The following is a 21,212-nucleotide window of genomic DNA, read 5'->3' on the forward strand; positions in this document are numbered from 1 at the left end:
TTTTGATGAAATTGGAAATTCATTGATTTGTCATAATTTTAACACTATACTGAAAGTGGTTATACCAATCTTTACAGGGGAGGCGAATCTTTGACGATGGAAAAATTGAAAGCGTTAACAGGGGAGCATCAATTAGCGTCGTATGAAGAGGCTTGTCAGTCGTTTGAGTGGACACAAGCAGAAGCATTGTTTTCTTGGAATTTGACGGGGAAAGTCAATTTGGCATATGAAGCCATCGACCGCCATGCGGAAAGTGAATTGGCGACAAAAGTGGCACTGCTTTATTTCGATGGGGATCGAGAAGAGCGGTACACGTATGCGGATATGAAGAAAGAAAGTAATCGTTCTGGTAATGTTCTGAAGTCGATTGGTGTGGAAAAAGGCGACCGCGTCTTTATCTTTATGCCACGTCAGCCAGAACTTTATTTTATTTTGCTCGGTGCCATCAAACGAGGGGCGATTGTCGGTCCACTCTTTGAGGCGTTCATGGAACAGGCGGTCCACGACCGTTTGCTCGACTCGGAAGCGAAAGTGATCGTGACGACGAAAGAGTTGTTGCCACGCATCCCGGTCGATCAGTTGCCTCATTTGGAGACAATTCTACTCGTTGGGGACGAAGTCGAGGAATCGGACAAGGTGCTCGATTATCGTAAACTGGCGAACGATGCGACGACAGATCTCGAATTGACGTGGGTCGACCGTGAAGACGGTCTGATTTTGCACTATACATCGGGCTCAACAGGAAAACCGAAAGGGGTTCTCCACGTCCATAATGCGATGATTCAACATATGATGACCGGCAAGTGGGTACTCGACCTTCAACCGGATGATATTTACTGGTGCACCGCTGACCCGGGATGGGTGACGGGGACGAGCTATGGTATTTTTGCACCCTTCTTAAACGGTGCGACGAACGTCATCGTGGGGGGACGCTTCAATCCCGAATTCTGGTATTCGGTCATTGAACGGTTTGGCGTGACGGTCTGGTACAGTGCTCCGACGGCGTTCCGCATGCTCATGGGCGCAGGGGACGAAGCGTTTGAGAAATATGATTTGTCTTCGCTTCGTCATATTTTATCCGTCGGTGAACCGTTGAACCCTGAAGTCATTCGCTGGGGGCACGAGGCGTTTGACCTCCGAATCCACGACACGTGGTGGATGACAGAGACAGGCGCCATGATGATTTGTAACTATCCGACGATGGACATCAAACCTGGATCGATGGGGAAACCGATCCCAGGTTGCGAGGCAGCCATCTTGGACGACCGGGGGCAGCCGCTACCGCCGCACCGGATGGGGAACTTGGCACTCAAGACGCCATGGCCGTCGATGATGCGGAAAATCTGGAAGAACGATGCGAAGTATGAGAGTTACTTCTGGGGAGATTGGTATGTATCGGGCGACTCGGCTTACATGGATGAAGACGGATACTTCTGGTTCCAAGGACGTGTCGACGACGTCATCATGACGGCAGGAGAACGTGTCGGACCGTTTGAAGTCGAAAGTCGCCTCGTAGAGCACCCGGCGGTCGCTGAAGCAGGTGTCATCGGCAAACCGGACCCGGTTCGAGGAGAAATCATCAAAGCGTTCATTGCGCTACGTAAAGGCTATGAACCATCTGATGAGTTAAAACAAGAAATCCAGCAATTCGTCAAAGAAGGATTGGCTGCGCATGCGGCACCACGTGAAATCGAATTCAAGGACAAGTTGCCGAAAACGCGAAGCGGGAAGATCATGCGTCGTGTCTTGAAGGCTTGGGAATTGAATCTCGAAACAGGTGACCTCTCGACGATGGAAGATTAAGACAAACAAAGGGTCGACACATCGTGTGTCGACCCTTTGTTTATTCACCGTCAGCATCAGCATCTTCTTCAGCCTGTTGTTCGGCTTCTTGTTTAGCCTCTTCTTCAGCTTTCTTCTTCGCTTCTTCCTCAGCTTTTTTCTTTGCCTCGGCATCTGCTTTTTGTTTTGCTTCTTCTTCGGCTTTCTTCTTAGCTGCATCATCGGCAGCAGCTTCTTGTTTCTTCTCTTCAGCTTCTTTCTTTGCTTCTTCGGCCTCTTTCTTGGCCTCTTCTTCTTTCTTCTTCTCTTCCTCTTCTTTTTCTTTCTCTTCTACTTTCTTCTTCTCAGAGAATGAACCTGAGTCTTGGAAGTCTTTCGAAGTGACGCTTGAAGGTTGTGAGAAGCGGGCGCTGACACCTAGAGCTTCTGGGTCATCCGCATAGACACGGTTCATCGTTTGCGACCAGATGCGCTGAGTTCGTTGATAGTAACGACCATAATCCCAGCTATCTAGCATGGAAAGTCGTTGTGAATCATAACCGGACCAGACAGCGAGTGTGACGTTCGGGTTCGACCCGACCAAGTACGAATCGCGTTGATCGTTCGTTGTACCAGTTTTACCCATCCAGTCGCCAGGGACGTTGAGCAATGACTGTGCATATGTCGCAGTACCTGACGTGTAGACGTCACGGAGCATATCCACTACGAGATAAGAGGTACGTTCTGTGAAAATACGCGTTTTCTTCGGTTTCGCCTCGTAAATGACTTCACCTTGATATTCGATTTCTTGGATGAAGTACGGTTCCACGTGTTCACCATAGTTCGCTAACATCGCATAAGAGGCAGCCAAGTCGATTGGTTTGACTTCCCCGGTACCAAGTGCCATCGCTGAGGCGTAACGGTTTCCTTCAGATACGGGGATTCCCATATCGACTAATTTCTGCGTATCGGCAGGTTTTTGGTTGCGTTCTTCATAAATCTTAACGGCCGGAACGTTCAAGGAAAGCTTGAGCGCGTCGCGCACTGTGACAGCGCCACGATACGTTTTCCCTTCGTTTTGAACCTGTTTCTTCGGTTGTCCCGGACCCGTGAATTTATAGAAATACTCTTCGTCGATGATTTGAGTGGCAGGCGTAATCATGCCAGCTTCAATCGCATTTGAATAGACAAGAATCGGTTTTGCAGTCGAACCGATTTGACGTTCTGCCCAGAATGCGCGGTTCAAATCGTCGGTCTTACCGTTGATATAGCGGCCCCCGACGAATCCGAGTACTTTCCCGGTCTTATTCTCAATCATGACAGAAGACGTTTGTTCAGGAAGTGTCCGGTTCTCATCTTCAATCGTTTGATTCGGTCCGAAGTTCCCAGCGTTTTTAGCCGGTTGTTGCATCGCTTCGTGAATTTCTTTATCCAATGTCAAACGGATGTTGAACCCACCTTGACGCAACATGTTATGTGCACGCTTCGCATAAGTCGAACGGACAGAGTCCTGTTCCTCAGAGCTCAATTCATTGATTTCAATCCCATCTTGCTCCAATAGATAATCCGTCACGATTTGGCGTGCTTGAAGTTCTGCTTCATCTACCACGTACGGATATTTATCGCGAGGCTTCGTCTGAGTCTGCATGAAGTCTTGCGTGATGTCGTAGTTATAGGCGGCATCATATTCTTCTTTCGTGATTTTCCCTGCAACGTACATGCGGTTCAATACCGTCTTCATACGGTTGACCGCACCCGATACATCCTCTTTGATGACGCCACCTTGATAATAAGGTGTGTAGAAGAACGGGTTTTTTGGGATACCAGCAAGGAAAGCGGCTTGTGGAAGTGTCAATTTTTCTGCCGAAGTATTGAACACACCGCGAGCGGCGGCCTCAATCCCTGAAATGTTACGTCCCATCGAGTTACGTCCGAACGAGACGACGTTCAGATAAGCGTTTAAAATTTCATCTTTGTCCATCGCCTTCTCTAGACGAAGGGCAAGTAAAATTTCTTTTGCTTTCCGTTCGAATGATACTTCGTTCGTCAACATTTGGTTTTTAATCAATTGTTGCGTCAATGTTGAACCACCCGTGCGATCTTCAGAACCTGTTGCTTCTTGTAAAATAGCGCGTAACGTCGCTTTCGGAACGACGCCATCGTGCTCATAGAATTCGACATCTTCCGTCGCGAGGAGTGCATCGACGACATACGGAGAAACTTTCTCTACCGGAATCGGGATTCGTACCTCATCGGTCGTATAGTTCCCGATGCGTTCCCCGCTTCCGAAGTAAATATTGGAAGTCGATGTATACGTATTGATTTGCGCAGTCATCGTTTTATAAGCCGGGGTTGGCATATCTTTGACAAGTGAAGCGAAATATCCGACACCAATTCCAGCACCTAAAAACCCGATGAGTACAACAGAAATGATGGTCAGGAGTAGGACGTTCCACGACACATCATACATAACATTGGCATAACGACGTACTTTCAATGACGTCGGATTATTCCATAAGTCTCGAATCTTCTGCAGCATGACAGCCTCCTTAAATATGGTGTAAATCTATTTTAGACAGTAATATATTCGATTATAGCACAATTCAACCTACACCTTACCTTGAAACCGAAGTCTCATGCAAGTTTCATTGTAAGAGTTGACAAGTTGAAAACGATGCTTATAAAATGAATAGCATAGTCAACAATAAGATGACGCTGTGAAGAAAGCGAAGTAGTCGACGGGCCTCTTGTCCAGAAAGCTAGTGGATGCTGTGAACTAGCCAATGTCAATCGATGAATTACACTTTTAGAGCGTGCCTTTGGGCCGGTTCGAGACCGTTATCTCTCGCTCAAGCGGTCGCAAATTGCGACAAGTAGGGTGGTACCGCGGAATCTCCGTCCCTTCTCATATGAGAAGGGACGTTTTTTTATGTCAATTGAAGGAGTGGAACAGATGGAACTATTAAAAGACTTAGAGTTTCGAGGGCTTGTCAACCAAATGACAGATGAAGAAGGATTGAAAGAACAACTGAAACAACCGACGACGTTATACACGGGATTTGATCCGACAGCGGACTCGCTTCATATCGGGCACTTGCTCCCGATTTTGACGCTAAAACGTTTTCAACAAGCAGGGCATCAGGTCATCGCGCTCGTCGGTGGGGCGACAGGGATGATCGGAGACCCGTCTGGTCGTTCGGATGAACGTTCATTGAACACGTTGGATACGGTCAAGCTCTTCTCCAATCGAATCAAAGATCAGTTGAGCCGATTCCTTCCACTTGAAGGGGAGAACCCAATCACGATTCGCAACAACTACGAATGGACGGAAGAGATGTCAATCATCGACTTCCTGCGCGACATTGGGAAGCACTTCCCAATCAGTTACATGCTTGCGAAAGATTCTGTCGATTCACGCATGGAGAACGGGATCTCGTACACAGAATTCTCATACATGTTGCTTCAATCTTACGATTTCTTGAAACTATATGAGACAGAGAAATGTCGTCTTCAAGTCGGTGGAAGTGACCAATGGGGGAACATCACGGCAGGTCTTGAATTGATTCGTCGCTTCGGTCACTCTGAAAAAGCGTTCGGACTTACGGTTCCGCTCGTCACAAAGTCGGACGGACAAAAGTTCGGGAAGACAGCGGGCGGTGCGGTTTGGTTAGATGCGGATAAGACGTCGCCATATGAGTTCTACCAGTTCTGGATCAACGTCGACGATGCAGATGTCATCAAGTTCATCAAATACTTCACGTTCATGTCGCACGAAGAGATTGAAGCACTTGCGACTGAAGTGACGGAAGCACCTGAGAAACGTGTGGCGCAGCGCCGACTCGCCGAAGAGATGACGAAGCTCGTTCATGGTGAAGCAGGACTTGAACAAGCGGAACGTATCACGAAAGCATTCTTTAGCGGAGATTTGACGTCGCTTCAACCGGAAGACATGGAAGATGCGTTCAAAGGAATGCCGCAGTTCGAGCTTGACGGTGAGCGCAACATCGTAGATCTCCTCGTCGAGGCGAACATCTCACCATCGAAACGTCAGGCACGTGAAGACGTGACGAACGGCGCGATTTACTTGAACGGCGAACGCGAACAAGCACTTGATAAAGTCGTCACTCGCGAAGACACGCTCGGTGAATTCACCATCATTCGCCGCGGTAAGAAAAAGTACTTTGTGATTCGTCACGTATAAACATCCTGTCCGTTCCTTATCTGTTGAGGAATGGACTTTTTTTATACATGACGTGCGGTTCGGATTTGCTAAAATGGGGAGATAGGAGGGATGACGATGGAGATAGAAGAATTTTTCGGCGACCAGTTCCATCAATGGCGCGAACACTTTCGTTATTATGAAATGGCGATCACGGAACTCGAGAGCGATCTCGGGATCATTGACTTGGATTGGCAGACGAGACTCGGGTATTCACCGATCGAACATGTGAAGACGAGAATGAAGACATTGCCGTCTATCGTGCGCAAGATGAAACGGAAAGACTTACCTCTAGAAGTTTCTGCGCTTTGGGAGCATGTGCACGATGTGGCGGGCATTCGGATTGTCACAAGCTTCCGTGATGACATATATGAGATTTTGCGTCATTTGGAGGCGCGGGATGATTTGGACATCATCGAAATCAAAGATTACATCAAACATCCAAAACCGAGCGGGTATCGGAGCTTACATCTCATCGTGAAAACGAAAGTCTATTTGGCTGAACGAATCATTTGGGTGCCGGCCGAGATTCAGATTCGGACGCTCGCCATGGACTTTTGGGCGGCGACGGAACATAAGCTTCAATATAAATATCAGCATGACGTACCAAAGTCATCGAAAGAAGAACTGATTGAAGCGGCACTCATGGCGGATGCCCTCGATACGCAGATGGGGCGTATCCGACAAGAGATTTTGAAGAAATAAAAAAATCCCCTTCATGAAGAAGGGGATAAAAAGCATTAACGTGAGTAGTACTCGACGATGAGTTGCTCTTTGATTTGGTCGTTAAGTTCAGCGCGTTCTGGGAGACGTACGAATGTACCTTCGAGTTTCTCAGCGTCAAACGATACGAAGTCTTTTGTAGCTGGTGCTACTTCAAGTGCTTCAGCGATTGCTTTTACGTTTTTCGACTTTTCACGAACAGCGATAACTTGACCTGGTTTTACGCGGTAAGACGCGATGTCAACGCGTGATCCATCAACAGTGATGTGACCGTGGTTGACGAGTTGGCGTGCTCCACGACGTGTGCGAGCGAGGCCAAAACGGTAAACGAGGTTGTCAAGGCGTGATTCGAGCAAGAACATGAAGTTCTCACCGTGGATGCCTGGCATTTTACCAGCATCGTTGAAGATGCGGCGGAATTGCTTCTCGTTCACTCCGTACATGTGACGAAGTGCTTGCTTCGCTTGAAGCTGAAGACCGTATTCTGAGATTTTCTTACGACCATTTCCGTGTTGACCTGGTGCGTAAGGACGTTTTGCTAATTCTTTACCCGTTTCGCTAAGCGAGATGCCTAAGCGACGCGAGAGTTTCCAAGCTGGACCTGTGTAACGAGCCATGATTGGACTCCTCCTTGTTGTTCATGTATTTTGCACAAAAGAACAACGGTGTCAAAGACGAGTAACGCCCCTTTCTAGGTGCAAGCACCTTCACTTGATAGCGAAGCTACGAGATGCCCCTCCGACAAAAGTCGAGGCCCGAAAGGTGGATACGTTTGTCTGTGACTGCTATCGTCATTTCATGCACAAAGATGAGTATACGATGAATACCATCTCTTGTCAATCAAATATAGCGAAGAAGTGTTTCGCAAAAACGTTCGAGTCCTTGACGGTCGATTTCTGAGAAACGGTCGAACTCCGGGCTATCGATATCGAGCACGCCGATTGTTTTCCCGTCACGTACGAGAGGGACGACGATTTCAGAATTCGAAGCCGCATCACATGCGATATGACCAGGGAATTGATGAACGTCGGCCACGAGCTGTGTTTCTTGTGTAGCTGCCGCAGTTCCGCAAACCCCTTTACCGAACGCGATGTGCACGCAAGCAGGGAGTCCCTGGAATGGTCCTAGGATTAGACTGTCTTCAGAATCAGTCACGTAGAATCCGACCCAGTTGATCCGATCTAAAAATTGGTTGAGTAAAGCGCTAGCGTTGGCAAGGTTGGCCACTGTATTCGTTTCGCCCTCTAATAATGCGGCGAGTTGCTTGTTTAATAGTTCGTAACCGGCTGTCAAATCACCTGAGTACGATGTCGTTTGGAACATATGAATCCCCCTCCATCTTTCATGTTTTTAGAATTTAGCATTATGGTACACGCAAATTTCAGATTTGTCTTGTTAGAAAGTTCCGAAAAAATGAACAATCTCCACTGAAACCATTGGAAAACCTATGCAAATCGTTGGTTCTATAATATGATTAGGTATATCTATTCTTATAAAATACTTCTTTTTTTATATAAAGGTACATAAGTCCACGAAAGCGGCTTGGAGGTTGTGACAAAGATGGATTACGGAATTTATGGATTAATCATTGGAATCATCGTCGTCGTATTAGGCGGCATGTTGGGGAGTATGCTCATTCGAAGGAATTTTTACCAAAAAATTGACGACTTGGATATGAGGAAACAAAGTGTGCTCAGTGCGAGCATACCCGTCGAACTCCAGAAATTCAAACAGTGGCCGATGGAAGGGGAAACAAAAGAAAAGTTTGATCGTTGGCATCAATCTTGGGATGAGTTAGTCAGTGTACATGCAGGTCAAATCGATGAAGCGTTATACCGGGCTGAGGAAGACTTGGATAAATATCGTTTCATGAAAGTCAAAGCTGACTTGAATGCGACTGAACAACTCATTGAAGAGCTCGAGACGATGGTACACGCCATGCTCGATGAGATGGATGAATTTACGACGCATCACACCTCGCTTATGGACATTGTGAAGCAGGATGAGAAAGAGTTGTATCAGTTCCGCAAGACATTGAATTCACAAAACCATGCGTTCGGACCAACCTATGCATTGGTGGAACAAGAGATTGCCGCTGCCGAGGCGAAACGCAATGAGATGATCAACTTAAAGCAGGTCGGTCAAGTTTCTGAAGCATTTGAAACCGGACAAGCCTTATCGAATCAAGTAGGACACATCCGTGAACTGATTCGGATCATTCCGCAATTCGTACGTACGGTTCAAGTGGAACTGAAACAACAACTTCAACAACTCCGGGCTGGACATAAAGAAATGCAAATGGACGGGTATGCGCTTGAACCACTTGGATTAATGGAAGAAATCGATCAAGCGGAAGATCGTCGAGAAGAGTTGATGGCTCGAATCGAACGCTTGGAATTTGATCATTTTGAAGAGGACATGCAACAGTTGAGCTCGGATATCGATCAATTATTCGAAGCATTCCGAACAGAGGTCGATGCCCGCCAATACGTGAAAAAAGAATTTGCGACGATACAAGAGCGCGAATTGCAATCTAGCGAAATCATGAATCACTTACAGACGGAAATGTCTCGACTTGTAAGCAATTATGAGATCAATGCACGCGTCGGAGAAGAGTTCGAACAATTAGAACGTGAACGGGCGACGCTCACGGCGAATGTACTTGATATCGAACAAGCTCTCGTCGCGCAAATGTTGCCGTTTAGTATGATCAAATCAAAAGTGCAGGAAGCGAAACGGTCACTTGACCAATTCAGCGCCATGCATGAGCGTTTCATTGAAGATACGAATTCATTACGTAAAGAAGAGCTTGAGGTCCGTCACAAGTTAGAAACGTGGAAGAAAGAACTGTCTGGGCATCGTCGCTTGTTAGCGAAAAGTGCGATGCCGGTTGTTCCGAATGATTTGTCGAACGACTTACGTCAGCTCCAAAAAGGTGTCCAATCGTTAGATGAACAGTTTGACAAAGCACCGTTCAACATGACGTATATCGTCGGGCTTAGCCATGATGTCGAAGAGATGATGGACAACTTCCGTGACCGTGTCCATGCACTGATTCGTCAAGTGACGTATGCGGAACAGTTGCTACAATATGCTAACCGCTTCCGACGCCGTGACAACGAGGTCCATATCGCCTTGACGCTTGCAGAAAACAAGTTCTTGCATGGAGAGTATGGCACTGCGGTCGAAATCGGTGAGAGGGTGCTCGGTCGATTCGATGAGAACGGAGCCAATGAAATTCGTCAACGAGTGGATAAAGGGTTGGAACAGCAGGAATTGCTAAAAAAATAAACGATGCATGAAGATTGACGGAAACGGGAAAAACGTAGACGTCAATCTTTTTTCAATCAAGGAGGAATCGTCAGATGGGTACACTATGGGTCAACGGGAATATCTATACATTGAATAAACCGGGTGAGATGGAACGTGCCATGTTTATTGAGCATGGACGCGTCTTGAAGATGGGGGACGAGGGACATCTCCGACGTACATATGCCGGTCGCATCGAAGAGATTGTGAATTTGGAAGGAAAGAGTGTGTATCCGGCCTTTACCGATTCACACATTCACCTTGTCGGATACGGCGAAGCGCTCGACCGTGTCGATGCGAGTGAAGCGACGGATCTTCGAGAATTACTTGAAACGATGAAGCAACGAGGGTCGGATGACGATTGGATCGTCGCAGAAGGATTTGATGACCGTCTGCTTGGTGACATGCCGACACGCGAGATGATTGATGCAGTGATTGACGACCGTCCTGTCGTGTTGAAGCGTGTCTGTCGTCACGTAGCCGTCGTGAACTCGAAAGGACTTGAACGACTTGGACTGATCCACCATACGGTGATCGAAGGTGGAAAACTTGGACGAGATGAAGAAGGTAAATTGAATGGCGTCCTATATGATGCTGCACTAGATCTCTTATATAAAGAATTGAGTGGGAATCGTAAGAAAAATGCCGCTTCTCTTCGCCGGGCAATCGATTCATTATTCGCACATGGAATCGTTGGCGCCCATACGGAAGACTTGTTCTATCATGGAGATCCGCTCGAGACGATTCAAGCGTATGAAGATGTACTGGACGAGCTTCCGTTTCAAGCACACCTCCTCGTTCACGAACAGGTGGTGGACCGAGTCATTCAGCAAGATGCGATGACGCGACGGAAGCGGTTTGACTTCGGTGCGGTGAAACTCTTTGTCGACGGTTCGTTCGGTGGTCGCACGGCTCTGTTATCTGCACCTTATGCGGATGATCGGAGCCAGCGAGGGATTGAGGTACATCGACCAGATCATCTTGAAGCGCTCGTGAAAAAAGCGCGAACATACGGGATGAATGTGGCGGCGCATGTGATTGGAGACGCGGCGGTCGAGCAATTTGTCGGTTTGCTTGAGAAGTACCCTGCCAAAAAAGGGACACGAGATCGGATTATCCATGCTTCCTTATTGAATGATGCATTGATCAATCGGATCAAATCATTACCCGTTTTGATTGATGCACAGCCGGTATTTTTATCGGATGACATGGACATGCTGTTTGAGCGGTTAGGCAATGAACGTGTGCATGACGTCTATCGATTCAAGTCTTTACTCGATACGGGGGCGTTGGTGTTAGGTGGGAGTGACGCGCCAATCTCATCTGTTGACGTTCGAAAAGGATTGTTTGGAGCGGTGATGCGACAATCGTTTCACGGGTCGAGCACGCTAAACCCGAGTGAGCGTCTATCGATGTATGAAGCGCTTCGCAGCTTCACGTATTCGCCTCATGTTGCTACAGGGACGCACGGAAGAAACGGGCTATTGGTTCAAAGTTACAATGCCAACTTCACGGTATGGGACGAAGATTTCTTTAAATTGAGTGGGGAAGACATCCTACACAACCGTCTTGTCATGGCTGTCGTCGAAGGGAAGCCCGTGTACGAGGCAGAAAAAGCCACGATGTAAAAAGAGGAGTGGTTTCACCCAAAAGGGATGAAGCCACTCCTTTTCTTCATCAGAAGAATGAACGTTGCACTTTATGCCAGAACGAGTTGGTCCGAAGTTTGACGGTCTTGATGACCTGGTCTGAGAGTTCGATATCGATTCGGTCTGTGTACTTCAAGCTGAGCGCCTCGTTATCCATCCCGATAATCGGATAGTCGTTGCCGTCTTCGACGATGCGGAGTGACAACTTGCGCGATTCGTGGACGATGAAGGATGAGCCAAGTGTACGGTAACGGTTGTTGTTGACCGAAGCGATCTCACTCACTTGCATACATGGGATGAGCGGATCGACGACCGCGCCGCTGAGCGATTTGTTGTAGGCGGTCGATCCCGTTGGTGTCGATACAACCATTCCGTCCCCACGGAATGTTTCGAAATGTAGGTCGTCGATATAGACCTCGATCGCGAGTGATTTGATAATACTTGATTTAATCGAAGCCTCATTTAAACAGAGGAGCGGTGTCGATTCGTTGATCGATGCTGAAAGAAGTGGATACTTCCGGACTTCGAGACCTTCTTCGATTCGCGTCGAGTTGTCCGAGAAGAGGCGATCGACTTCATCGAGTTTATGTATGTCGAAATCACAATAGAACTCGTTCAATCCACGACCGAAGCCGACGTAGATGGCGTCTTGACGAAAGCCTGTGTAGCGAACCGCTTGTAAGAATGCCCCGTCCCCGCCTACTGCAGCGATGATGTTCGCGTCTTCCGGTTGATTCACGATGTTGAACCCGTGTTTTTCCCCAATCTCTCTCAGTTTCTTCACTTCTTTTGTGAATTCGTTGACGTTACGATGGTACAAATAGACGTTGTTTCTCATCTGAGTCATCCCCTTTGTCAATGGTGTCCCCTTTATTATAACGTGTTTCTTCCTACCGATATAGGGAAAACTGAAACAGAGCCAAAAGCAGGAAGTTTGTCAAAGGCTTAAGTTCATCGATATGATGAACGAGTAACTACAACAAAGGGGATGAGTACATGCCAACATTTAAAGGGAACAACGTAACATTACAAGGAAATCCAGTGAAGGTAGGAAATCAAGCTCCTGATTTTCGTGTTTTGACGACTGCATTAGAAGAAGTGACGCTATCGAGTTATCCGGGGAAAAAATTGATCAGTGTCATTCCTTCGATTGATACAGGCGTATGTGATGCACAAACGCGTGAGTTCAATGAAAAGGCTTCATCACTCGGTGGTACAGTCTTGACTGTATCGAACGACTTGCCATTCGCACAGCGTCGTTGGTGTTCTGCGTCTGGGTTGGACAACGTGGTCACACTCTCAGACCACCGCGACCTCTCGTTCGCAAAAGCATATGGTGTTTTAATTGAAGAAATGCGCCTCCTCGCGCGTTCAGTATTTGTCGTCGATTCAAATGGTGTCGTCCAGTATGTACAATATATGGATGAAATGACAGATGAAGTTGATTTCGCGGCGGCGCTTGAGGCGTTTGAACAAGCGAATTGATTCGTTTGGCGAAATTGATTAAAATAGCTTACACTAGTACGTGAACCGACCGGTCCTCTCATGGGGGCCGGTTTTGTATGGAAAGGATGAACGAAAATGGAACGTTTTGAACAACTCTATCGTGATTGGAAAAAGGAAGCGAAGAAACTAGTCAACGACCTGGATGTATTACCGATCGAGGCACTCGTCCAAGTATTTGACCATGTTGACATTGAAAAAGAGAAGATGGACGATGTCCGTAAAGCCGTGAGTTTACTCGTCTTGGAAGAAACGACACAACTTCCTCCGAACAATCAACCGACACCGGATGCGGTCAGCCTATTTATGGGTTATCTAGCTACGAAGCTGCTTAAGGAAAACGCGACGATTCTAGACTTGGGTAGTGGGACAGGTACGTTGACGCATGCCATTCTCTCTCAGTTAAAAGATGCGACGGCGCAAGCGGTCGAGGTAGATGAACTGTTGCTTCGTCTTTCCTATTCCATTAGTAACTTGTTAGGAGAACCGGTATCCTACTTCCATCAAGACGCCCTTGCTCCTCTGTTTGTTGAACCGAGCGACCTTTCCGTTGCTGACTTGCCGATCGGCTATTATCCAAATGATGAAGTGGCAGCCGGATACGACATGAAACGAGAAGAAGGACATGCCTATTCGCATTTCCTCTTGATGGAACAGGCGATTCGCCATACGAAACCAGGTGGGCATGGATTATTTGTCATCCCGAACAATTTGTTTGAACAGGATGACGAAGGGAAATTAAAACAATGGATGGACCGTGAGGCTGTTGTGAAAGGGGTCATTCAACTTCCGACGACGATGTTCAAAGACGAGCGTTACGCGAAAAGCTTATTGCTTCTTCAAAAAGTAGGAGAAGGCGTCACACGACCGAAACAAGCGCTATTCGTGGAACTTCCGTCATTCACTGATGTCAGAGCAGTAGCCAATGTCGTGAAACAGATTGACGAGTGGTTCAAAACAACTCAAAAATAATGGACAAAATACTTGAAAAAGGTATGCAAAATCAAGTATCTTCATTATGATACAGTTATCAGTTTTAAATTGAACAGATAAAGATATGCGTTTAAAACGAAAGGTAAGAGGTGTATGACATGACGAAAATTATGGCAGTCAATGCGGGTAGTTCATCGCTCAAGTTCCAGTTACTCGAGATGCCAACGGAAGAGTTGCTCGCAGTCGGACTCGTAGAGCGTGTAGGGAAAGAAGATGCGATTTTTACAATCAAGTACGGTGAAGGACAGAAGTTCAACGTGGTCACACCACTTCACACGCACAAAGAAGCAGTTGAATTGACGTTGGAGAAGTTGATCGAGTTGGACATCATCCAATCATTCGATGAGATTTCTGGCGTAGGTCATCGTGTGTTACACGGAAAAGAGTTGTATGCGGATTCGGTAGTCATTGACGATGAAGTCATGAAGAACATCGAGTCGTTCACAGAGCTCGGACCACTTCATATCCCACCAAACTTGACAGGTATTCGCGCATTCCAGGCAATTTTACCGAATGTCCCACAAGTAGCGGTATTCGATACAGCGTTCCACCAGTCAATGCCTGAAGAGAATTTCTTGTACAGTCTTCCTTACGAATACTATACAGAACACGGTGTGCGTAAATACGGCTTCCACGGAACGAGCCACAAGTATGTCACACAGCGCGCGGCAGAACTTCTCGGTCGTCCGTTAGAAGACTTGCGTTTGATTTCATGTCACCTCGGTAGTGGTGCATCGATCGCTGCAGTAGCAGGTGGTCGCTCAATCGATACAACGATGGGCTTCACACCACTTGAAGGAATCACAATGGGAACGCGCTCAGGTTCTTTGGACCCGGCCCTCATCCCGTTCTTGATGCAAAAAACAGGGAAGTCTGCTGAAGACGTCTTGAACGTCATGAACAAAGAGTCTGGTGTGTATGGACTTTCTGGTATCTCAAGTGACTTGCGTGACATCGAGCAAGCGGCTGCAGAAGGCAACCATCGTGCAGAAGTTTCATTGAAAATCTTCTCGAACCGTATTCACGGTTACATCGGTCAATATGCGGCTGAAATGAATGGTGTCGACGCCATCATCTTCACTGCAGGTGTCGGAGAGAACTCGGACGTCATCCGTGAACGCATCCTTCGTGGTCTTGAATTCATGGGTGTCTACTGGGATCCTTCCCTTAACAACGGTGCTCGTGGGAAAGAGTTGTTCATCAACTACCCACACTCACCAGTTAAAGTCATCATCATCCCGACGAACGAAGAGTTGGTCATCGCGCGCGACACGGTACGCATCGCAAACCTTGTCGAAGCACACGCATAATACGAAACGAACCCACGTTACTTCATGTAACGTGGGTTTTTTATGAGCCTAATTGACTAATGTGAAGAAGGAACAGTAGGACAATTTTTTCTCCTTTGTAATATTAGGAGCTTGGTTTACGTCGTTTTGCAATGTTTATGTCATGAATAACCCATATATTGGATGTAAATTTATAAAAATATCTCTTGTTCGATTCAAAAGTCTAATCTAACACGATAAACCGTTACTTTTGACATCGATTTGTAATGTTTGTGTCACTCAAATGAACAGGAAGTGTAACGGCACTGACCGATATTTCGTCATATAGTTATCTGGACGAAACATTAGATGTTTCAATACAAAATCATAGATTACGTGAACTTAATTAAAGGAGGAAATGTTGCATGCTTAAAAAGTTAGGATTGATGGTGCTAATTACGATGTTTGTTTCAACATTTTTCTTGCCACAATCGCAAGCACAAGCTGCACCCTCAAAAAAAGTTTACGTTGTTAGTAAAGTTAACGATTTAAACATTCGTTCAGATGCTCGAATGGGTACAAAAATTATAGGTAAATTAGACAAAGGTCAAAAGCTTCAACGCTTGGGGACAAAAGGAACTTGGACACAAGTTTACTATAAGAAGAAAAAAGCATGGGTTGCGACAAGCTATGTGACGACTACCGGGATTAAGAAGCAGTCTATTGGCAAAACATATACGATGAAAGCATCGGCATATACACCGTATTGCAAGGGATGTTCAGGTAAGACAGCACTTGGTTGGAACGTTCGTACTCAAAAACGCAATGTCATCGCGGTAGACCCGCGCGTCATTCCGCTCGGGACAAAAGTACAAGTATACGTAGGGAGCAAGTTGTTAGGTACCTACACGGCAGCTGATACAGGCGGCGCCATCAAAGGGAATAAAATCGACATCTTAATGTATTCACATAGTGCGGCGATTCAATTCGGTCGCAAAACGGTTACGGTCAAGGTGTTGTAATGCATAGGAAAGGGTCTTGCGATTGCGCAAGACCCTTTTTGATGGATGGATGATTATTGACGAACAATGAGGACGTCACATTTCGCATAACGGACGATGCTTTCAGAGACGCTTCCGATAAAGAAACGTTCTACAGCGTTTAAACCTGTCGCGCCACAAATAATAAGATCAATATCATGATTAGGCGCAATCTTTTTCGCAATCGTCACTTTTGGTGAGCCGTATTCGATCACCGTCTCGACTTCTTTTACGCCACGCTCTTTCGCGCGATTGACATAGTCTTCAAGCAATTCTTTCGCATATGTCTCGGCGCGCTCTGTGATTGTCCGATCGTACGCTTCTACAGTCGCAAACGTCCGCGTATCAATCACATGACCGACGTACAGTTTCCCTTCGTTACGAATCGCGACATCGATTGCTGTTTCGAATGCACGTTCCGCCTCTTTAGAGCCGTCAACGGCAGATAAAATGTGTTTGTATACAATTGCCATGTAAATCCCAACCTTTCGCTCGAAATATACGTTCGGCTTACATATATAGTATACCACTTCTTTCGGTTTTCACGCTTTTTCGCCATGAAAATGAGTGAATTTTTTCATGGCGATGTTCACTACATGTCCAAGTTTGGAATTCGTGTGAAAGAACGGGTAAAATAAGGGCGGAGGAGGTAGGACGATGAAACATGTAATGATTACATCTGGTGCCAAAGGGATCGGACGCGTCGTGACGGAGCGTCTGTTACAAGATGGTTGGCACGTTAGCATTTTGCAACGGAATCCAATCGACTGGGAACATGAGCGGATACATATGATTGAGGCCGGATTGACGGACCGCGAACAACTGCTCTCGGCCTATGAGCAAGCGGTCGAACGGTTTGGTGAACCGGACGCCTTGATCTTAAATGCAGGTCCATATATCTTTGAGCGGAAACCGCTCGTCGAATTGACGGACGACGAGTGGGACGAAGTACTCACGGGCAACCTGTCCGCCTCATTTTGGTTAATGCGTCGAGCGCTTCCTTCCATGCGCTCGAATCGATTTGGACGCATCATCTCGTATGGATTTCCGGAAAGTGGGACGGCGCCTGGCTGGATTCATCGTTCTGCGTTTGCCGCTGCAAAGACGGGACTCGTCAGTTTGACAAAATCGGTCGCATTAGAAGAGGCACCGTTCGGGATTACGGCTAACATGGTCAACCCGGGCAATATCGTCGGCTCGCAAAAGGAGATGCGCATTGAGGAAGCGGAAGTAGATGAAGGAACTCCGGTCGGGCGACACGGGACGGGAGAAGATATCGCGCGTTTGATTTCGTTCTTATTACAAGAAGACTCGGACATGATCACAGGAGCCATCATTGATGTGACAGGTGGCGTCAACGTTGTCCATCAATACCGGAAGTGAGGGGAACGCGATGAAGATTGGAGTGGTCACGGACGTTCATGGAAATCTCGAAGCGTTGGAGGCTGCGCTCCAAGTCATGGATACAGAGCGGGTCGACGTCATTGGTCACTTGGTGACATGATTGCGATGGGACCGGACTCCAATGCGGTCATGGAGCGGTTGCTAGATCGGGGCGTGCATATGATTTCTGGGAATCATGATGAGGCCGTCCTTTCCCTTTTGGCTGGACACGGTCATCCGGAAAGTTATGCACATACGCGCACCCACCATGAGTGGGTCGCGCGTCAATTGGAGACTCGATATGCGGATGTCCTCGAATCTCTTCCACGAACGATGTCCGTCGAAATGGCTGGCGAAACGGTGTTCGGTATTCATTATCATATCCCGACCGACCGACGCCATGCCACGATCGTCGAGGAACCGTTTCACGAGATTCTCGAACCGACGCTGGAAAATATGCAACGACTATATGGGGCATATGAAGGAGAAATCGTGTTATTCGGACATCACCATCCCGTCCACTTGTTTGAAGATGACAGGAAACGCTACGTCAATCCTGGTGCACTTGGGGTGGCGAAGGATGACTTGGCTCGCTTTGCCATATTATCTGAAGGAGAAACGGGGATTGACCTTGAACTGAAGGCGGTCCCATATGACAAGCGTGCCTTTTTAGAGAAGATGGAACGTTATGACGTACCTCAACGGGATGTCATGTTCCGATTGTTCTATTAAATGAATAAATGAAGACGCGAAAAAAAGTGCGGTTCCGATATGGACCGCACTTTTTGTCATTCTATCTCTTGGAGTGTTTTCGGATAACTCGTCAATGTGATAGGACCACTTTCTGTCATGATGAGATCGTCTTCGATACGGACTCCGCCGACTCCCGGTAAATAGATACCCGGTTCGACTGTGAACGTCATCCCGACTTGGGCGACCATGTCATTGTTCGCTGCCATCGATGGATGTTCGTGTACTTCGATTCCAATTCCGTGACCGATCCGGTGGGTGAAGTATTCACCATATCCTGCAGACGTGATGACTTGTCGTGCGGCGATATCGATTGCGCCAAGTGTCGTCCCGACGTTCGCCATCTCGATTGCGGCTTCCTCCGCTTGGAGAACCGTGTCGTAAATCTCACGTTGTTTGCGACTCGCCTCACCGAAGACGACCGTTCGTGTGATGTCTGAACAGTATCCCTGCCAGACGACGCCGAGGTCGAACAAGGCGAAATCGCCTTTTTTCAGACGGTTGTTGCCTGGGACACCGTGAGGGTCGGCACTATTCTCGCCGAACAAGACGAGTGTGTCGAACGACATTTCACGGACACCTTGCTGTTTCATAGCGTATTCGATATCCGCGATGACCTCGAGTTCGGTCACGCCTTCACGGAGGGAACGGATCCCGGCTTCGATGGCCATATCTGCCAACTCGGCGGCCCGCTTCATGATTCGGACTTCATCCGGTGATTTGATCATGCGTAACGTTTGGAGCTCGTCTGTCAAATCGATAATGGACAGACCGGCAAAACCGGCACGAAGATGCTCGACTCGGTTGAATGTCAAATGTTCCCCTTCGATCCCGATTCGTTCAGGAACGATTTGGTTGTCGAGGAATAACTTGACGATTTTGTCCCATGGATTTTCGTGGTCCATATACGTCACGATTTCACCTGACCAGTCACTCGCTTCGACAATCCCTTTTTCAAGTGCTGGGCAGATGATGGCAGTTGTGCCGTTTTTCAAAACTAAAATGGCGATCAATCGCTCGTGTGCTTCCGCGTATACTCCCGAGAAATAAAACACGGATGCTTTCGATGTGATGAATGCTGCATCTAACCCTTTTGTCGCTAGAGATTGTGCAATTTGATTGGTGCGTTGATTCAAGTTGAATCCCTTCCCTTCTACCTCTTACGTTGACTACTCGTCTATTATAGCTGTTTCGAAAACAGAAAGGAAATGTTGCAATTTGATTGGTACAGTTTGAACTAGTTCGACTGATACAGTATACTGAATAGAGTAGAAAATGTATTGAGAGAAGGGACTCCGCGTATGACCACAAAACATGAACAGATCATAGCACATATCGAGTCACTCGATGTTGGGTCAAAAATTTCGGTCCGCCAAATCGCCAAAGAGTTGGCGGTATCAGAAGGTACGGCTTATCGGGCCATCAAGGAAGCTGAGAACCTAGGTTTCGTATCTACCATTGAACGGGTGGGGACGATTCGGATCAAGCGAAAGCATAAAGAGAATATTGAAAAACTTACATTCGCCGAGGTCGTCAATATCGTCGATGGTCAGGTGTTGGGCGGACGTAACGGCCTCCATAAGACGCTATCGAAATTTGTAATCGGTGCCATGAAGCTCGAGGCGATGATGCGATATATCGATGTCGACTCACTCGTCATCATTGGGAACCGCGAGAAGGCGCATGAACTCGTCTTACAATCAGGTGGGGCTGTATTGATCACAGGGGGATTCGATACAACGGATGAAGTGAAACGGATGGCAGATAAGTATGATATGCCTGTCATTTCTACATCCTACGACAGTTTTACCGTCGCGACGATGATCAACCGAGCCATCTATGACCGTCTAATCAAAAAAGAGATTTTACTCGTCTCGGATATCGTCATCCCGCTCCACGATACGTTCTATCTGAAGTCAGATGACACGGTGAAACGTTGGCATGAGCTGAATGAACGGACGAAACATAATCGCTATCCCGTTATCGATGAACAAATGAAAGTGGTCGGTGTGATCACGGCAAAGGATGTCATCGATAAATCACATGACTATGACATCGAGAAGGTCATGACCAAAAGTCCGATCACGGTAGGTGTACAAACGAGTGTCACCAATGCGGCGCACCAGATGGTATGGGAAGGAATCGAGATGCTACCTGTCGTCGATAACTACGGACGTCTACTTGGGATTATTAGCCGTCAAGATGTGTTGAAGGCGTTGCAACTGGCGAACCGTCAACCGCAAGTCGGTGAGACGTTCGATAACATGATCACGAACCAACTGAAAGAAGACCCTGCATCGAACGGGACGGCATTCACGGTTGAAGTGGCACCACAGATGACGAGTCATATGGGGACCGCCTCATCTGGCGTGTTGACGACGTTGTTGGTCGAAGGGGCGACGCGAAGTCTGCGTCATATGAAAAAAGGCGACCTCGTGGTCGAGAATATCACCGTCTATTTCATGAAACCGATTCAAATTGAAAGTCAGATTCGAGTGTCGGCCAATGTCTTCGACCTCGGGCGGAAGTTCGGGAAAGTGGATGTGGAGATGACGCAAGGGACACAACTTGTCGCTAAGGCGCTTGTCACGGCACAACTCATCGACCGGTAACG

18 protein-coding genes and 1 other annotated feature are annotated in these 21,212 nt (G+C 47.3%); of the genes, 12 read left to right on the forward strand and 6 right to left on the reverse strand.

Annotated features, from left to right (window positions below):
* The first annotated feature begins 96 nt into the window (after positions 1–96).
* Positions 97–1,803: an acetate--CoA ligase gene (gene acsA, locus KD909_RS05215; protein ID WP_031423117.1), complete on the forward strand. Its 1,707-nt coding sequence runs from the start codon at positions 97–99 to the stop codon at positions 1,801–1,803.
* Between the two features lie 40 nt (positions 1,804–1,843).
* Here acsA and KD909_RS05220 read toward each other — a convergent pair whose 3' ends face one another.
* On the reverse strand, positions 1,844–4,300 hold the full coding sequence (locus KD909_RS05220) for a transglycosylase domain-containing protein (protein WP_211782594.1): 2,457 nt from the start codon (positions 4,298–4,300) through the stop codon (positions 1,844–1,846).
* Positions 4,301–4,469: 169 nt separating this feature from the next.
* Positions 4,470–4,667, forward strand: a binding site (T-box leader).
* Between the two features lie 47 nt (positions 4,668–4,714).
* Here KD909_RS05220 and tyrS point away from each other — a divergent pair.
* Both tyrS and KD909_RS05230 read left to right on the forward strand, forming a co-directional pair.
* On the forward strand, positions 4,715–5,962 hold the full coding sequence (gene tyrS / locus KD909_RS05225) for a tyrosine--tRNA ligase (RefSeq protein ID WP_211782595.1): 1,248 nt from the start codon (positions 4,715–4,717) through the stop codon (positions 5,960–5,962).
* A gap of 96 nt (positions 5,963–6,058) precedes the next feature.
* Positions 6,059–6,685, forward strand: coding sequence for a GTP pyrophosphokinase (locus KD909_RS05230; RefSeq protein WP_211782596.1), 627 nt, complete (start codon positions 6,059–6,061; stop codon positions 6,683–6,685).
* 35 nt (positions 6,686–6,720) lie between these two features.
* Here the strand turns inward: KD909_RS05230 and rpsD are convergent, their stop codons facing one another.
* Positions 6,721–7,320 carry a 30S ribosomal protein S4 gene (gene rpsD, locus KD909_RS05235; protein WP_031423120.1) on the reverse strand — a complete coding sequence of 200 codons (600 nt, stop codon included), beginning with the start codon at positions 7,318–7,320 and terminating at the stop codon, positions 6,721–6,723.
* Between the two features lie 223 nt (positions 7,321–7,543).
* The gene (locus tag KD909_RS05240) at positions 7,544–8,026 is read right to left on the reverse strand and encodes a GAF domain-containing protein (protein WP_012726740.1); all 483 of its coding nucleotides are present in this window, start codon (positions 8,024–8,026) and stop codon (positions 7,544–7,546) included.
* 237 nt (positions 8,027–8,263) lie between these two features.
* Here KD909_RS05240 and ezrA point away from each other — a divergent pair, with 237 nt between their 5' ends.
* Together ezrA and KD909_RS05250 are read left to right on the forward strand one after the other, a co-directional pair.
* On the forward strand, positions 8,264–9,994 hold the full coding sequence (gene ezrA / locus KD909_RS05245; RefSeq protein ID WP_211782597.1) for a septation ring formation regulator EzrA: 1,731 nt from the start codon (positions 8,264–8,266) through the stop codon (positions 9,992–9,994).
* A gap of 74 nt (positions 9,995–10,068) precedes the next feature.
* Positions 10,069–11,640: an amidohydrolase gene (locus tag KD909_RS05250; RefSeq protein WP_211782598.1), complete on the forward strand. Its 1,572-nt coding sequence runs from the start codon at positions 10,069–10,071 to the stop codon at positions 11,638–11,640.
* A gap of 49 nt (positions 11,641–11,689) precedes the next feature.
* On the opposite strand, the gene KD909_RS05255 is transcribed toward KD909_RS05250, so the two are convergent.
* Complete coding sequence (locus KD909_RS05255) at positions 11,690–12,508, reverse strand: NAD kinase (RefSeq protein WP_031423127.1); 819 nt, start codon at positions 12,506–12,508, stop codon at positions 11,690–11,692.
* Between the two features lie 149 nt (positions 12,509–12,657).
* Between KD909_RS05255 and tpx the strand changes: the two genes are divergently transcribed.
* The 4 genes from tpx (at position 12,658) to KD909_RS05275 (ending at position 16,447) form a co-directional block, all read left to right on the forward strand.
* A complete protein-coding gene (gene tpx, locus KD909_RS05260; protein WP_211782599.1) occupies positions 12,658–13,146 on the forward strand; it encodes a thiol peroxidase in 489 nt (162 codons plus the stop codon).
* Positions 13,147–13,242: 96 nt separating this feature from the next.
* Positions 13,243–14,136, forward strand: a complete 894-nt coding sequence (locus tag KD909_RS05265) for a class I SAM-dependent methyltransferase (protein ID WP_211782600.1) — start codon at positions 13,243–13,245, stop codon at positions 14,134–14,136.
* A 119-nt stretch (positions 14,137–14,255) separates the two neighbouring features.
* Positions 14,256–15,467, forward strand: a complete 1,212-nt coding sequence (locus KD909_RS05270) for an acetate kinase (protein ID WP_012726734.1) — start codon at positions 14,256–14,258, stop codon at positions 15,465–15,467.
* Between the two features lie 383 nt (positions 15,468–15,850).
* Positions 15,851–16,447: a 3D domain-containing protein gene (locus KD909_RS05275; protein ID WP_211782601.1), complete on the forward strand. Its 597-nt coding sequence runs from the start codon at positions 15,851–15,853 to the stop codon at positions 16,445–16,447.
* Positions 16,448–16,500: 53 nt separating this feature from the next.
* Here KD909_RS05275 and KD909_RS05280 read toward each other — a convergent pair whose 3' ends face one another.
* Positions 16,501–16,938 carry a universal stress protein gene (locus KD909_RS05280; RefSeq protein ID WP_012726732.1) on the reverse strand — a complete coding sequence of 146 codons (438 nt, stop codon included), beginning with the start codon at positions 16,936–16,938 and terminating at the stop codon, positions 16,501–16,503.
* Positions 16,939–17,122: 184 nt separating this feature from the next.
* Here KD909_RS05280 and KD909_RS05285 point away from each other — a divergent pair, with 184 nt between their 5' ends.
* Positions 17,123–17,848, forward strand: a complete 726-nt coding sequence (locus KD909_RS05285) for an SDR family oxidoreductase (protein ID WP_012726731.1) — start codon at positions 17,123–17,125, stop codon at positions 17,846–17,848.
* A 126-nt stretch (positions 17,849–17,974) separates the two neighbouring features.
* A complete protein-coding gene (locus KD909_RS05290; RefSeq protein ID WP_249199088.1) occupies positions 17,975–18,580 on the forward strand; it encodes a metallophosphoesterase family protein in 606 nt (201 codons plus the stop codon).
* A 56-nt stretch (positions 18,581–18,636) separates the two neighbouring features.
* On the opposite strand, the gene KD909_RS05295 is transcribed toward KD909_RS05290, so the two are convergent.
* Positions 18,637–19,734, reverse strand: a complete 1,098-nt coding sequence (locus KD909_RS05295) for a M24 family metallopeptidase (protein ID WP_211782602.1) — start codon at positions 19,732–19,734, stop codon at positions 18,637–18,639.
* A gap of 165 nt (positions 19,735–19,899) precedes the next feature.
* Between KD909_RS05295 and KD909_RS05300 the strand changes: the two genes are divergently transcribed.
* Entirely contained in the window at positions 19,900–21,210 is a 1,311-nt protein-coding gene (locus KD909_RS05300; protein ID WP_012726728.1) for a DRTGG domain-containing protein, read from the forward strand.
* The last annotated feature ends 2 nt before the right edge of the window (positions 21,211–21,212 follow it).

Source organism: Exiguobacterium sp. PFWT01, from assembly GCF_018255795.1.
In the GTDB taxonomy this organism is placed as follows: domain Bacteria; phylum Bacillota; class Bacilli; order Exiguobacteriales; family Exiguobacteriaceae; genus Exiguobacterium.

Excerpts from the sequence above, each read along its gene's own strand:
- acsA (WP_031423117.1), top strand. The coding sequence starts at position 97 with ATGGAAAAATTGAAAGCGTTAACAGGGGAGCATCAATTAGCGTCGTAT.
- KD909_RS05220 (WP_211782594.1), bottom strand. The coding sequence starts at position 4,300 with ATGCTGCAGAAGATTCGAGACTTATGGAATAATCCGACGTCATTGAAA.
- tyrS (WP_211782595.1), top strand. The coding sequence starts at position 4,715 with ATGGAACTATTAAAAGACTTAGAGTTTCGAGGGCTTGTCAACCAAATG.
- KD909_RS05230 (WP_211782596.1), top strand. The coding sequence starts at position 6,059 with ATGGAGATAGAAGAATTTTTCGGCGACCAGTTCCATCAATGGCGCGAA.
- rpsD (WP_031423120.1), bottom strand. The coding sequence starts at position 7,320 with ATGGCTCGTTACACAGGTCCAGCTTGGAAACTCTCGCGTCGCTTAGGC.
- KD909_RS05240 (WP_012726740.1), bottom strand. The coding sequence starts at position 8,026 with ATGTTCCAAACGACATCGTACTCAGGTGATTTGACAGCCGGTTACGAA.
- ezrA (WP_211782597.1), top strand. The coding sequence starts at position 8,264 with ATGGATTACGGAATTTATGGATTAATCATTGGAATCATCGTCGTCGTA.
- KD909_RS05250 (WP_211782598.1), top strand. The coding sequence starts at position 10,069 with ATGGGTACACTATGGGTCAACGGGAATATCTATACATTGAATAAACCG.
- KD909_RS05255 (WP_031423127.1), bottom strand. The coding sequence starts at position 12,508 with ATGACTCAGATGAGAAACAACGTCTATTTGTACCATCGTAACGTCAAC.
- tpx (WP_211782599.1), top strand. The coding sequence starts at position 12,658 with ATGCCAACATTTAAAGGGAACAACGTAACATTACAAGGAAATCCAGTG.
- KD909_RS05265 (WP_211782600.1), top strand. The coding sequence starts at position 13,243 with ATGGAACGTTTTGAACAACTCTATCGTGATTGGAAAAAGGAAGCGAAG.
- KD909_RS05270 (WP_012726734.1), top strand. The coding sequence starts at position 14,256 with ATGACGAAAATTATGGCAGTCAATGCGGGTAGTTCATCGCTCAAGTTC.
- KD909_RS05275 (WP_211782601.1), top strand. The coding sequence starts at position 15,851 with ATGCTTAAAAAGTTAGGATTGATGGTGCTAATTACGATGTTTGTTTCA.
- KD909_RS05280 (WP_012726732.1), bottom strand. The coding sequence starts at position 16,938 with ATGGCAATTGTATACAAACACATTTTATCTGCCGTTGACGGCTCTAAA.
- KD909_RS05285 (WP_012726731.1), top strand. The coding sequence starts at position 17,123 with ATGAAACATGTAATGATTACATCTGGTGCCAAAGGGATCGGACGCGTC.
- KD909_RS05290 (WP_249199088.1), top strand. The coding sequence starts at position 17,975 with ATGGGACCGGACTCCAATGCGGTCATGGAGCGGTTGCTAGATCGGGGC.
- KD909_RS05300 (WP_012726728.1), top strand. The coding sequence starts at position 19,900 with ATGACCACAAAACATGAACAGATCATAGCACATATCGAGTCACTCGAT.